We start from the raw sequence: 12,434 nt of genomic DNA on the forward strand, positions 1-12,434 counted from the left end.
TTTTTTATTTTTCTTAAACTTTTTCTTCCAATTTTTCCTTCCTCCTCTTTCTTATCTCCTGTAAACTGCTAAATACTTGTACTGGTCATACGAAAGAGAAAATATGTATAAAATAAAAATTCTATGACCTATTATCATAGAACTTTTATATTATTTTTCTATATATTTATTGTTTATCTCTAACAATCATCTCAGCTATCCTATTTATGGCTTAATTTTCTAGTCAAAAAATCACCAGCAAACTGAATGGCAAAGATAAGTACAATGATAATAACTGTTGCTAAAATCGTTACATCGTTATTATAACGATTGAAGCCATAAGCAATCGCAACATTCCCGATTCCTCCAGCACCGACTGCACCAGCCATTGCAGTCTCGCCAACGAGAGAAATGAGAGTGACTGTTGTCACACGAATCAAATCTGGCAGACCTTCGCGTAGATAGACACCTACTAGATCACTGAAAGTCGCTCCGCTAGCCTGCGCTGCTTCGATAACACCGCCGTCTAACTCAGCGAGTACAACTTGAACTTGGCGAGCAAAGAAAGCAAATACTGCAAAAGAAAGAGGTACGATAGCTGCATTTGGTCCAATACTAGTCCCCACAATCAAGTGTGAAAAAGGTGAAAGAACAGCTAACAAAATAATAAATGGGATAGCACGGAAGATAGATGTGATTTTGTCTAAAATCCAAAAAGCTATTTTATTTTCCAAGACACCTCCTGGAGCAGTCAAAACAAGAAAAAGCCCTGCAATTAAGCCTAACAATCCGCCGATAATAAAAGAAATGACTGTCATATACAATGTCAAGTGAATAGCTGTTCCCCAGCCAGCTTGACCGCTCCAACCCATTCGATAAACATTCGGCAAGTATGTTTGAATAAAATTTTCCATCTATGCTTCTCCCTTCAATACTGTCAATTGAACACCAGCTTCACGAATGGCTGTTTTAGCAGCTGCTAGATTTTCCTTTTCACCAGATAAAACAACGACCAGTTCTCCAACAGGCGTTCCACCTAAAATTTCAATGTTCCCATAAAGTATATTGGCAGTAACTTGATGATGTTTGTAAATTTCATTCAGTAAGGGTTCATCTGTAGAGGTTCCTGCGTACTTCATTTGCACCAAGAGACTATTTTTCGCCAAATGTTTGACAATTTCTTGTTGCTCAATCTTGCCCATAGCTTCATCAATTCCTGTTGCAGTCGAAATGAAGTCTTTTGTTAAGTCTTGCTGAGGATTAGAGAAAATATCCAAGACAGAACCTTCTTCAATCAATTGACCGTCCTGCATAACTGCGACACGGTTGGCAATGTCTTTAACAATTTGCATTTCATGGGTGATTAAAACAATTGTTAATCCTAGCTTTTGATTTAAATCTTGTAAAAGAGCTAAAATTTGTTTAGTTGTTTTTGGATCTAAGGCAGAGGTTGATTCATCAGAAATCAAGATTTTAGGGTCATTTGCTAAGGCACGCGCGATTGCAACCCGCTGTTTTTGCCCTCCAGAAAGCTGAGAAGGATAATTTTCAGCACGATCTGCTAAACCGACCAACTCCAACAGTGTACGCACTTTTTCTTTCTTTTCTTCTTTTGATAAGCCAGAATGTTTGAGCGCAAAAGCGACATTTTCTTCTGCCGTCAGTTGACTCATCAGATTAAAATGTTGAAAAATCATGCCGATGTCTTGACGTTTGCGACGCAACTGTTCTGCTGTCAAAGTTACTTTATTGTCAAAAAGAACATCATCATCTACAATAATTTTCCCACTCGTTGGAACTTGCAGTAGGTTAATGACACGAACCAAGGTTGATTTCCCAGCCCCAGAATAACCGACAATTCCATAAATATCTCTTTCTTGAATATGAATCGTCACATCTTTAACTGCTTGAATCTGACGTTTCTTTTGTTGAAAGGTTACATCAATGTGATCTAACTGAATCATTTCTTTACTCATAACTTGCAATCAGCTCCTCTACTAATTCAATATGGGTGTAATAATCTGCAATGCGTACATTTTCGTCACCTCCATGATCTCGACTATTCGCATTTCCAAGTCCAAAGGCGACCATTGGTACCTCAAGTGCTTCAAATACCGTGTGCATCGGTCCTGTACCTGCTGTAGTTGGTAAGACAGAAACTCCTTTTTGATAGAATTTTTTAGCTAGTTCAATGACATTTAAAATCGGCGGTGCACTCATATCACTACGATAGCTCATTTCTCCCAAAGTATAAACTAATTCTACCTTATCAAAACCATTTTTGTCGAGTTGTTTGCGAATCAGTTCTAACACTCTATGTGGTTCCAGTCCTGGCACTAAACGAACTTCTGCTTTTGCTGAAGCCTCTGACGGAAGAATCGTCTTCACTCCTTGATCTTGGTAACCAGAAGTAATTCCTTCAATATTCAAAGATGGTTCAAAGAAAATTCGATTTAAAAAAGCTTTTTTCTCCTCTTGTAATAAAGGTAATTCCAAACCATAAATAGCTTGTACTTCTTCTGGACTGCGTTGAGCGTATTGTTCTACTAAAGCTAACTCTCGTTGATTAGGTGCGATTACTTGATCATAAAGTTCTTCTACCTGAATACGTCCATCCTTACCTCTCAAGCTAGCAAGGGCGTTCAACAAGTACCAAGAAGCTGAATCAATCACACCACCAAAGCTAGAATGAATATCCACTTCCGCACTTTGGACCTTCATATCAAAGGTCACAATTCCTTTGTTTCCGCCAGAAATTTCAAGTTGACCTAAAGAATTTTTAATTCCTTGCTCCCAAACCAACAGGTCTGCTCCATGTAGAAGAGATTTGTGTTTCTCTAGATATTTCTCTAAATCAACCGAAGCAGACTCTTCTGCTCCTTCCATCATAAAAATGACATTGACAGGCAAACTCTTATGCTTTTGTAAATACTTTTGAACAGCCGTCAAACGTGCGATAATATGCCCTTTATCATCATCGACTCCACGACCATACATACTACCATCCCGAATAGATAGAGTGAACGGATCATCTGTCCAAATTTGATCACTATCTGCCGGAACTGTATCATAATGGTTGTAAAAAATAATTGTCTTAGCTGTTGGATTCTGACTTTTAAATGTTGCTATCACAAATGGCGCTGTATAGCTTTCATCTAATTCCACCTCTGCACCAGCTTTTGTAAAAATTTCTTTCAGATAAGCAGCAACTTCTTGTAAACCGACTTGTTGAGCGAAGATTGATTTTTTAGCAATCAACGCCCGTAAAACGGCAATATAGTCTTGTGCCACCATATCCTCTTCAAATCTTTTAATTTGTTCTTCTTCACTTGAAAATGTCATCTTTTCTCCTCATAGAAATGGCGACAAAACTCAGTTGGAATTACCAACTGAGTTTTTAGACTGAACTACAGCTAATAGAATCAAGATTACCAAACTGGTTGGTCTAAGCCATCTGATGTTTCTTCAACCACTTTTTTCACTTCATCTGTATGGCAAGCTTTGATGATTTTTTTAATGGCATCGGCTTTTGAAGATTTTTCCCAATCTTTTTTGGCTGCAATGATATTAAACCATTGTTTTGAATTTTTATCTTTTGGTTCAATGAACAAAGCGTTTTTATAGTCCAATTTTGCTTCTGTTACAAATGTATTGTTTACAACGGCTGCATCTACTGAAGTCAATGAGCGAGCTGTTTGACTAGCATCCAATTCTGTAATTTTCAATTTTTTCGGATTTTCTTTGATATTTGCCACAGTTGCCAATTCATTTCCAGACTTGTCTAATTTAATCAATCCTGCAGATTGTAATAAATTAAGCGTCCGACTTTCATTTGTCGCATCATTTGGAACTGCAATTTCTGCACCATTTGGAATTTGGTCTACTTTTGTATATTTATTTTTTCCATTTTTGGTACCAGAGTAGAGACGAATGGGTGAGATATAAGTTTCAGCAGCTGCGACTAAGTCTTGCTTGTTTTCCTTGTTCCAATTGTTCAAGAAATAGTAATGTTGGAAAGCATTGATATCCACTGCACCATCAGCAACTGCTTTATTTGGTTGCGAGTAGTCCGTAAATTCTGTAAATTCCAATTTAATATTGTCTTTTTTCAACAATTCTTGGATCTTGTCCCAACGTTTTTCTTCTGAGTCACTCTTTGTCATCACACCAATCTTAACCGTTTTGGCGTTATCACTTTTATTTCCTGAACCACAAGCTGCTAAACCAATCACTGCTGCAGATGCTAGAGCTGTTATTCCAAACCATTTTTTTAATTTCATTTTCTGTCTCCTTTAAAAATCTTATGAAAATAGTATCGCACATATTTAGCTGATTGACAAATTGTTATTTCATAACAAAGGGTATAGTTATAAACTATAACTATTTTTGTAAGAAAACCAGCTAGCTTTTCATTTTCTTATTTCACATCTGCTTCAGCTGGCAAGTAACTACCACCAAAGAATTTTTGGGATAATTTTTCCAGAGTTCCGTCTTTATACAACTCTTGAATGCGCTTATTAACAAATGTTTTCAACTCATCTTGTCCTTTTGCTAAAAGCGGATAAACATAAGGTTGTTGATCACTTGGTAAATCAATCACTTTCAAGTTGTCCAGTTTTTGATTTTTAATGACTGTTTCAACACCGATTTTATCAAAAATCTTATAATCAAACTTTCCATCGTTTAAATGGCTCATAATTTGTTGAAAATCCGCTTTTGTATAGCTAATTTTTGTTGGATTGTTAGCATGTGCTTGATTGTATTTTTCTAATTGTGCGGCAGTCGTTGTCCCTTGTACGACTTCTGTTGTTTTACCACCAATATCATCCAGCGATTGAATGCTTTTATCAGATTTTTTCACCACTAAAACGTTTGGATTTTTAGCAGTTGGAGCTGCATACAAATACTTTCCTGCACGTTCTTTTGTATAGCTGATATTGTTGACCGCCATTTTGTAGCGATCACTATCCAGACCAGCGAAAATACCTGACCACTCTGTTGTTTCAAATTTTACCTTGTATTTGTCAGAATCTTTGAAGATTGCACGAACTACTTCGATTTCATAACCTGTTAATTTACCATTTTCTTCATAGTTAAATGGTTTGGGTGAAGCATTCGTTGCAACTTTGACTTCCGTTTTCCCAGATGAAGTAGCTGACTTTGAATTAGAGCACGCTGCTAACATTCCTGCTGTTAAAAATCCAAGAGCGACTAAAGAAGAGTATTTCAATACTTTTTTCATATTCCTACATAACCTCTTTCATTAAGATAAATCCTATCATATCAAATATTTTCCTTCTTGACTATTATTTGAGTTTTATCAAAGTGATAGATTTTCTTTATCAAGTAGAGCTAAACGAAATCCGATTTTTACCAAACATTGATACATTTGACGAATAGTGGAAAACTCAATTACTTTTCTAAACTAGCTGCGCGCGTTAAAGCGACATCAATATTAGCACAAAAGTTGTCTGCACCAACTCTATCAATAAAGCTTGCTTTTTCCATGACATGGTAAGGTTGTTCGTTGACATTTGCCAAGGATCTCTTCAAGAGCATCCAATCCCGAAATATCCATTGCAGACACACTGCGCATACGAAGAATTAAGACATTTTTACCTTGTTCAGACAAAATAAGTCCTTGATTTGTCCAACGATGATTCTAACGGCTATTCCAAGGGTAAATCCAACCGTGATGGTCTTTGAAATAAATTTAATCAGGTCACCAAAATGCAACAAACCCACACCGATGATCATTAGACCAGCTAAGAAAGTAGCCACTGTTAGACCAGATAGACCGTACTGCGCAATAATTCCATAAATGATAACAACAAAATAGCTATTAGTTCACCAATCTGAACACGACTCCCACCTAAAAAAGGGAATGAAAAAACCAACTACAACAGCTGTATAAAGATCTTGCTCTGGATTGACCCTCGAAACAATCGCTAAAGCAATTGACAATGGTAAGGCAATAATTGCCACGATAATCTAGCTACAAGGTCTTTGACAAATTGTGCACCCGAATAATTCTTTACCATACTAAAAACTTAGGATTGATATGCTTAAAAGCGTCCATTTTCCCCTCCTCTTTTTCCCTGTTCCCAGACGCTTGCGAGAATCTTATTACCATTGTAATATAACCCCATGTAAAATCTCTAGATGACCTGAATATGAAAACTTACCAGAAAAGGCGATAGTTATTTCACCAACGCCTTTAACAATTATTCTCATTCGTTTCTATCCTTTAGTGAGGAGATAGAAAGGCTGGCTAAACCAAGTCCAAGCATTGTCAGTGCAGCCTTAGTGTCCACTTTTCCTAAAGCAGATAAAACCACTACAACAATCCCCATGGCTACTCCAAGTCCTCTCAACACGGTGTCAACAATATCAGATTTTCTATTTTTCTTGTTTTCTTTCATCACTATCTGTCCTTGCATCAGCTCATCTACCGATGTATCAAACAGGTCTGCTAATTTAGGAATGGTATTAATATCTGGATAGGATAAATCTCTTTCCCATTTTGAAACAGCCTTATCAGTGACCCCCATCTTTTCAGCCAGTTCTAATTGTGTCATCCCTTTTGCTTTCCTTAATGATGAAATCATCATACCTAGTGTTTGTTTTTTCATTAGATTTTTCCTCCCTCCATTTGCTAATTATATTGTAGCACCTTTTCTTACAAACTCAATCGACCAATAGTTTACTTCTCTCAACTTATAGTTTATCACTGGTTTGTCTGTTTTTACGCTCCTTATTTGAATTTTTAGAATAAACTAAGCTACAACAAGCAGTCTTGGAAAACAACCTCACTCTTCAACTACATATTATTAGCTAGCCACCTTTTCTACTAAACTTCATATCTACTCTATCAAAGTAAAGAAGATACTAGCTCAACATATTTACGTTACGGTCTTATAACTAAATTTCTTAAAAAACACTGAGAGATTAGTAAGTAACAAAAAAAGAGACTGGGACAAAATTATCTCAGTCTCAATCTGTATTAGTAAAAAACTCTTGACGCAGTAGCTGTCGGACTCTTCATTTGCTTTTTAAGCTCAGAAGAGTATCTAAGCACCTCTTTCTTCACTATTAAAATCCTTCTACATTTGTATAAATCTTTTGGACATCTTCGTCATCTTCTAACACAGCATACAATTTTTCAAATGTTTCTAAGTCTTCACCTGATAAGGTCACATCAGATTGCGGAATCATTTCCAATTCGGTGACTTGGAATTCTTCTACACCAGATTCACGGAGAGCAGTCAAGGCCTTGTGCAAATCTGTTGGTGCTGTATAAACTGTAATGCTTCCATCTTCTGCTTCTACATCATCTACGTCTACATCTGCTTCTAACAGTTGTTCAAAGACACTATCTGCATCGTCTCCTGCAAACACAATCACACCTTTATTATCAAACATATAAGACACTGAGCCACTTGCTCCCATATTTCCACCGTTTTTACCAAAGGCAGAGCGAACATTGGCTGCCGTACGGTTGACATTTGAAGTTAGTGTATCAACGATGAGCATAGAACCATTTGGTCCAAACCCTTCATAACGCCCCTCTGTAAAGGTTTCGTCTGTGTTTCCTTTTGCCTTATCCAGTGCTTTGTCAATGACATGCTTTGGCACTTGCGCTTGTTTCGCACGTTCAATAACAAATTTCAAAGCTGAGTTCGATTCTGGATCTGGCTCTCCTTTTTTAGCTGCTACATAGATTTCAACACCAAATTTAGCATAAACTTTTGAGTTTGCACCATCTTTGGCAGTCTTTTTTGCCACAATATTGGCCCATTTACGTCCCATTGGATATTCTCCTTTAGATTTTCACTTTTTCAATCTTTCTTATTATATCACAAGTCAGGTTGAATTTCACTAGCAAATTATTGACAATGTCTATCTCTATAAAATAATTTTGTATCAATCTACTATTATCGGGATTTTCCCAAAATTCTGCCCCTCTAGTTGGGCGTTCCCTAGCTGATAAATACAATCAGCTCGCTGGGTTAAGGAATCCCATGGTTCTTGACCGATGCGACTGATGAAGTCTGTTTTCCCTTTCATCTTTTTAAGATGTTCTCGACCTGCTTGAGTAAAGCCCAAGATATGAATACCGCTAGGCAACTGATCATTTCTTGCACCGACCAAAATATAAGTCAGAATTCGTCTGATTCGTGCTTTCGTATATCGCTTGGTTGCGACTTGTTCGACCAACTCCTCTACGCTATAACTAGTTTTCACTGCTTCCTGCAAGCGCACCGCAAGTTCTTGATTAACCTGATAAAAACTCGTCAAATCGGGATGACTGATAATCTGGTAACGCAGCAAAGGATAGAGTGCTGACCAGGTCACTTTGGGAGACTGAATCAGCAGTTCATGAGCCGGGGTAAATTTCTCCAAAAAATCTGGACAATTAAGACGCTCTCTAAGAGCCGTAGCAGAGGCGTATTTTAAATTTTCTTCTTGTGAATGATAACCAGCTCCCTGACGTTTGATTGGGAGAAGCTCGATAGCATTATTCGCGCAAGCTTTGGCATAAGAAAGCCCTAAAATATGATTGGGTGTATTGCCTGTGAATTTCACACCAGCAAACTTTTCCCACATTTTCTGCGTTTTCTGTGGATAAGACAAATCATCTGGCAAATCTTGTATGTAGTCCACCATTTTCTGTTGATTGTCCCCATAAATCTGTGAAAAGTGTTGATAATCTAAGACCTCTTCCGTGCCAAAGGTCAACTTATTCACACTAAGGCGTTCTAAAATATCTACTGCTCCTTGTGCAAAGTAGTCAGCTGACTGAACAGCCACCAAAAATGGTAATTCAACCACCAAATCAGCGCCATTTCGCAGAGCCATTTCCGCGCGTGTCCACTTATCCACAATCGCAGGCTCACCACGTTGGACAAAATTGCCGCTCATGGCAACAATTTTCAAACCTTTAGCCTGCTCTAGCAAGTATTTGTGACCATTGTGGAAGGGATTGAATTCTGCGATAATGCCTGTGATGGTCATGTGGTGCTCCTTTTACAACTATTTTTTTCTTTCAGTAATTTCAGCTTCAATCGTTTGTTTAAATATTTTTCTGACTTGAACTGCTAATTTAATTAATTCAACACAAAATATTAGAAATACCACTATTTCAAAAATTATCAGTATTCTTCCTAAAATTGAATTATCTTTTTTATCAAAAAATAACAAAAAAGAAGGCAAAAAAACTAAAACAATGGAAAAAAACGTTAAATTAATAAATTTCTTAAGTAAATGTAAATCTACATTCAATTGTCTCAAAGACCTAATAAACCTATTTTCAGGAAAAAAAGAGTTTACACCAACTATTGCTAAAAATGATCCTGACAAGAAAATAAAAATTTCTTGAAAAGCTGCTGAAATTTCTTTTATATTATTTATATCAGTTATATACACTTTGGCATTCCATAAAAAGAAAACTACTATTATGTAACCAATTTTTAGAATATTTCTTTTAACTATCTTCATTTTCATAATAATTCAAATAATCTTTTTTATTGGCATATGCTTCTTCTAAAAAAGAATATATATCTTCTGTCGAAAATTCATCTATACAATATTTCTTGTAATATTGTAACTTATATTTTACCAAATCAATAACTTCATTATCACCATATATTGAAAGAGAGGTTACTTTCATATTTTGATTTTTACGATATTCTCCTACTAATTTAACAGAATCAATTATAGTTCGCTTACATAAACTTTCACCATGTATAGCAATATCTACACTGTCTCCTTGCATTTTTTAGCTAACTCTATACCAGAATTGATGCCGTCAACATCATCTGCAAAAAGAGATAATTGTTTTGGAATCGAAACATTTAAAACAAAGTCGTGAATTTGATTAAGATTATCAAGTTTTTTTAAACCATTTTCATCTTTAATAAGTGAAAATTTGAATGCACTATCGTCAATATTAAGTTTTTGAGAAATAAATATTTGAAAATCTTTTATATTTATTTGTCCTTGACCTCGTTTTTGCACTAATATTCCAGATTTAAAATTATAAAGAAATTGAGCATCTTTAGCTAATCCTTGTGTCTCTTCTTTATCAATAATACTTCTTTCCTGAGTTTCAACATCATCTAATTTAACTTCCTCAAGAGTATCAACTTTAGCGATTGTAAATAAGACGTATTCTTCCTTTTTGACAATATCATGTTTGATATAGTAGCTAAAATCAGAAATTGTTTCTGTTTTAATTTTTTTTGATTTGCTAACTTTGAAAAATAGCTATTTATCTTTTGTCTAATTTCAAAATTTGAATTTAATTGATAAAAATAACATTTCAACTCTTTGGTACTAACCATAAAACATTCCTTTACAAATTCATACAAGATTCTTTTATTAATTCAAAAAATGGCTAAAATTACTACTTTTCCGTCAAAGATATCAATATCATCAATTCTAAAATAATTTTGTTGCTTAAGTAAAGCGCTCAGGGTACCAAAAACTGAAAAAGTATCCATATACCTTAGTATATATAAATGTATCCGCATAAAAGAAGCAATATTATCAATTAATAATTTCCCATGCTTCTCGACTTAGGTGAAGCAATATTTATTGCTCCCTTTATTGACTTAGAGCTATGTTGACCTTTTTTTATAATTCCTTGTAATATTGAATTGAAAGTATCATAGCTAAGTTTATTGGGAATTCTTAATTTAATTTTAATAGCTGTACCCGGAAAGACTAGATTTCCCCGTAAATATTCAATACCATTTTTAGTTGCTATAGCCCCCCTGGACACAATAACATATTGACCTTTTAAAACTTTACAGAGTTCTGTAATAGCATATAGCCCATAACCTGAATTAAGGTATTCCGTTTTTTCACCTTCGCGTAGATGTGACTTATCTACGATACCAGCAGTTATACCAGGTTCTAAAGCTAGTCGTATCGCTTCAACATCGTCTAATACTTGAAATTTACTTGCAGAGTTTAAACTTTCTCGAAAACCTCTTCCATAATCAATTAAAGCAATCTCGGCTTCAATATAATCATCATGTACCCAATGCTGTGAGCAGTGCCACCCCTCAAGACATTGGGAATGTTCCGGAATATTTCTGAATAATTCAGAAATAATATACTCTAAAATTCTATATACCTTATCATTACCAGCAGATAATACATTAGAAATTTTTTTAGAGACATTTTCAACTATATTATCCTCAGCTCGATAATAAGTATCCAATGGTGTCTTCATAATAGGAGTGAAAGAACCTGAAAAATCCTTGTTTCTATTATCAATATTTTTGTCACTTTCAGCAAAATGGAAGAAATTATTATTCTTCGCATAACTAGCTGATTGCTTTCCCTCATCATTAATTTCACTTATCACATGATACTCTTGGCTATTCAAAAAGGATGCAACTAGTGCTCCTACAAAAGGAGTTAAAAATTTGATATCATAAATCAGTTTAACCTCCTTATCAGTTGGGTCTAACTCTAAGAGACTATTAATATAGTATCTATATTGAGCTTCGTGTCTATCTATTCTTAATTCTTGCATCGCTAGATTCCTTTCACTCGTGCACAACCAACAATTCGCTAATAATTATAGAAATTAATTCAGAGAATACCTACTTCAACTTAATACTTCTATTATACCACAGCAAACTAATCACAAAAGAAAAAGCCCACCATTTTCGAGAAGCTTTCTTTCCCCCTACTTCTCACACACAAAGAACCAACGCTTGCTTGTTTCTATTGGTGCTTGGTCTTCAAAATCTGCATAGACCTTAACAGTTTTAAATCCAGCTTGTTCTAGTAAAATATCATAGGTCAGAATTTCGTACGTGCGTTCTTCGTGGACTTCGTCGTAACGTGTGAAGCGCCCGTCTTCGTCTTGCAAGAAGAAGGTCAACTCATGCACAACTGAATGGGGCGCCTCATCGGCGTATGTATCCCAAACCATGGCAAATTCATCAGCATTTTCATGGTAAGAATAACCAGGAAAAACGGTATCAGTTTGGTAAGTTGAGTGCACGTCAAAGATGAAAACGCCACCTTCATTCAAGCAGTTGTAAACTTGCTGAAAGACATCACCGACTTCAACTTCATCGGCCATGTAGCAAATTGAATCAGAGTAACAAGTCACCAAGTCGTATTTCCCAGCATGCGATAAATCAAGCATGTTCCCCTGTTTGAATTCCATGGCTTCACCTGCTTCTTTGGCACGTTTACGAGCGATTTCAAGCATCTCGTCACTCAAATCAAGTCCTGCCACATCAAAGCCAGCTTTGGCAAAGCGTACGGATTGAATTCCTGTTCCACAAGCTAATTCTAAGAGCTTTTTCTTATTTTTTGGAAAATGGCGGAGCGAAAAATCGGTCCATTTATCATAAAGATTATCATCCATAATAGCATCATAGACTGATGCGAAGGTTTCATAAGTTGTCATACATTAAATCGCACCGAAA

General features: G+C 35.8%; 14 protein-coding genes and 1 pseudogene. All 15 read right to left on the reverse strand.

The window, feature by feature from the left end; translation table 11 throughout:
• Nucleotides 1–200 precede the first annotated feature (200 nt).
• A complete protein-coding gene (locus tag HMPREF2574_RS04810) occupies nucleotides 201–893 on the reverse strand; it encodes a methionine ABC transporter permease (protein WP_070811336.1) in 693 nt (230 codons plus the stop codon).
• The gene (locus HMPREF2574_RS04815) at nucleotides 894–1,955 is read right to left on the reverse strand and encodes a methionine ABC transporter ATP-binding protein (RefSeq protein ID WP_024052647.1); all 1,062 of its coding nucleotides are present in this window, start codon (nucleotides 1,953–1,955) and stop codon (nucleotides 894–896) included.
• The gene (locus HMPREF2574_RS04820) at nucleotides 1,948–3,321 is read right to left on the reverse strand and encodes a M20/M25/M40 family metallo-hydrolase (RefSeq protein WP_024052648.1); all 1,374 of its coding nucleotides are present in this window, start codon (nucleotides 3,319–3,321) and stop codon (nucleotides 1,948–1,950) included. The genes HMPREF2574_RS04815 and HMPREF2574_RS04820 overlap by 8 nt, the downstream gene beginning before the upstream one ends.
• A gap of 86 nt (nucleotides 3,322–3,407) precedes the next feature.
• Nucleotides 3,408–4,259, reverse strand: coding sequence for a MetQ/NlpA family ABC transporter substrate-binding protein (locus tag HMPREF2574_RS04825; protein ID WP_024052649.1), 852 nt, complete (start codon nucleotides 4,257–4,259; stop codon nucleotides 3,408–3,410).
• A gap of 137 nt (nucleotides 4,260–4,396) precedes the next feature.
• Nucleotides 4,397–5,221 (reverse strand): amino acid ABC transporter substrate-binding protein, encoded by an 825-nt coding sequence (locus tag HMPREF2574_RS04830; protein ID WP_049517375.1) that lies wholly within the window; start codon nucleotides 5,219–5,221, stop codon nucleotides 4,397–4,399.
• A gap of 170 nt (nucleotides 5,222–5,391) precedes the next feature.
• Nucleotides 5,392–5,520 carry a hypothetical protein gene (locus HMPREF2574_RS10865; protein ID WP_255261429.1) on the reverse strand — a complete coding sequence of 43 codons (129 nt, stop codon included), beginning with the start codon at nucleotides 5,518–5,520 and terminating at the stop codon, nucleotides 5,392–5,394.
• 63 nt (nucleotides 5,521–5,583) lie between these two features.
• Nucleotides 5,584–5,964: pseudogene (locus HMPREF2574_RS10545) on the reverse strand (SulP family inorganic anion transporter).
• A gap of 245 nt (nucleotides 5,965–6,209) precedes the next feature.
• The gene (locus tag HMPREF2574_RS04835) at nucleotides 6,210–6,611 is read right to left on the reverse strand and encodes a helix-turn-helix domain-containing protein (protein WP_070812228.1); all 402 of its coding nucleotides are present in this window, start codon (nucleotides 6,609–6,611) and stop codon (nucleotides 6,210–6,212) included.
• 460 nt (nucleotides 6,612–7,071) lie between these two features.
• On the reverse strand, nucleotides 7,072–7,788 hold the full coding sequence (locus HMPREF2574_RS04840) for a YebC/PmpR family DNA-binding transcriptional regulator (protein WP_003026093.1): 717 nt from the start codon (nucleotides 7,786–7,788) through the stop codon (nucleotides 7,072–7,074).
• A 114-nt stretch (nucleotides 7,789–7,902) separates the two neighbouring features.
• Complete coding sequence (locus HMPREF2574_RS04845; protein WP_070812229.1) at nucleotides 7,903–8,994, reverse strand: nucleotidyltransferase; 1,092 nt, start codon at nucleotides 8,992–8,994, stop codon at nucleotides 7,903–7,905.
• An 18-nt stretch (nucleotides 8,995–9,012) separates the two neighbouring features.
• The gene (locus HMPREF2574_RS04850) at nucleotides 9,013–9,483 is read right to left on the reverse strand and encodes a hypothetical protein (protein ID WP_024052656.1); all 471 of its coding nucleotides are present in this window, start codon (nucleotides 9,481–9,483) and stop codon (nucleotides 9,013–9,015) included.
• Nucleotides 9,464–9,754 carry a hypothetical protein gene (locus HMPREF2574_RS10165; protein WP_024052657.1) on the reverse strand — a complete coding sequence of 97 codons (291 nt, stop codon included), beginning with the start codon at nucleotides 9,752–9,754 and terminating at the stop codon, nucleotides 9,464–9,466. The genes HMPREF2574_RS04850 and HMPREF2574_RS10165 overlap by 20 nt, the downstream gene beginning before the upstream one ends.
• The gene (locus tag HMPREF2574_RS10170) at nucleotides 9,736–9,996 is read right to left on the reverse strand and encodes a hypothetical protein (RefSeq protein WP_024052658.1); all 261 of its coding nucleotides are present in this window, start codon (nucleotides 9,994–9,996) and stop codon (nucleotides 9,736–9,738) included. The genes HMPREF2574_RS10165 and HMPREF2574_RS10170 overlap by 19 nt, the downstream gene beginning before the upstream one ends.
• A gap of 535 nt (nucleotides 9,997–10,531) precedes the next feature.
• The gene (locus HMPREF2574_RS04860) at nucleotides 10,532–11,524 is read right to left on the reverse strand and encodes a hypothetical protein (RefSeq protein ID WP_070812230.1); all 993 of its coding nucleotides are present in this window, start codon (nucleotides 11,522–11,524) and stop codon (nucleotides 10,532–10,534) included.
• 156 nt (nucleotides 11,525–11,680) lie between these two features.
• The gene (locus HMPREF2574_RS04865) at nucleotides 11,681–12,415 is read right to left on the reverse strand and encodes a class I SAM-dependent DNA methyltransferase (RefSeq protein ID WP_003035486.1); all 735 of its coding nucleotides are present in this window, start codon (nucleotides 12,413–12,415) and stop codon (nucleotides 11,681–11,683) included.
• Nucleotides 12,416–12,434: the final 19 nt, after the last annotated feature.

This window comes from Streptococcus sp. HMSC034E12, from assembly GCF_001835915.1.
GTDB lineage: Bacteria > Bacillota > Bacilli > Lactobacillales > Streptococcaceae > Streptococcus > Streptococcus vaginalis.

Bases quoted from the DNA above. Each gene is read 5' to 3' on its own strand.
- HMPREF2574_RS04810 (WP_070811336.1), bottom strand. From the start codon at position 893: ATGGAAAATTTTATTCAAACATACTTGCCGAATGTTTATCGAATGGGT.
- HMPREF2574_RS04815 (WP_024052647.1), bottom strand. From the start codon at position 1,955: ATGAGTAAAGAAATGATTCAGTTAGATCACATTGATGTAACCTTTCAA.
- HMPREF2574_RS04820 (WP_024052648.1), bottom strand. From the start codon at position 3,321: ATGACATTTTCAAGTGAAGAAGAACAAATTAAAAGATTTGAAGAGGAT.
- HMPREF2574_RS04825 (WP_024052649.1), bottom strand. From the start codon at position 4,259: ATGAAATTAAAAAAATGGTTTGGAATAACAGCTCTAGCATCTGCAGCA.
- HMPREF2574_RS04830 (WP_049517375.1), bottom strand. From the start codon at position 5,221: ATGAAAAAAGTATTGAAATACTCTTCTTTAGTCGCTCTTGGATTTTTA.
- HMPREF2574_RS04835 (WP_070812228.1), bottom strand. From the start codon at position 6,611: ATGAAAAAACAAACACTAGGTATGATGATTTCATCATTAAGGAAAGCA.
- HMPREF2574_RS04840 (WP_003026093.1), bottom strand. From the start codon at position 7,788: ATGGGACGTAAATGGGCCAATATTGTGGCAAAAAAGACTGCCAAAGAT.
- HMPREF2574_RS04845 (WP_070812229.1), bottom strand. From the start codon at position 8,994: ATGACCATCACAGGCATTATCGCAGAATTCAATCCCTTCCACAATGGT.
- HMPREF2574_RS04850 (WP_024052656.1), bottom strand. From the start codon at position 9,483: ATGAAAATGAAGATAGTTAAAAGAAATATTCTAAAAATTGGTTACATA.
- HMPREF2574_RS10165 (WP_024052657.1), bottom strand. From the start codon at position 9,754: ATGCAAGGAGACAGTGTAGATATTGCTATACATGGTGAAAGTTTATGT.
- HMPREF2574_RS04860 (WP_070812230.1), bottom strand. From the start codon at position 11,524: ATGCAAGAATTAAGAATAGATAGACACGAAGCTCAATATAGATACTAT.
- HMPREF2574_RS04865 (WP_003035486.1), bottom strand. From the start codon at position 12,415: ATGACAACTTATGAAACCTTCGCATCAGTCTATGATGCTATTATGGAT.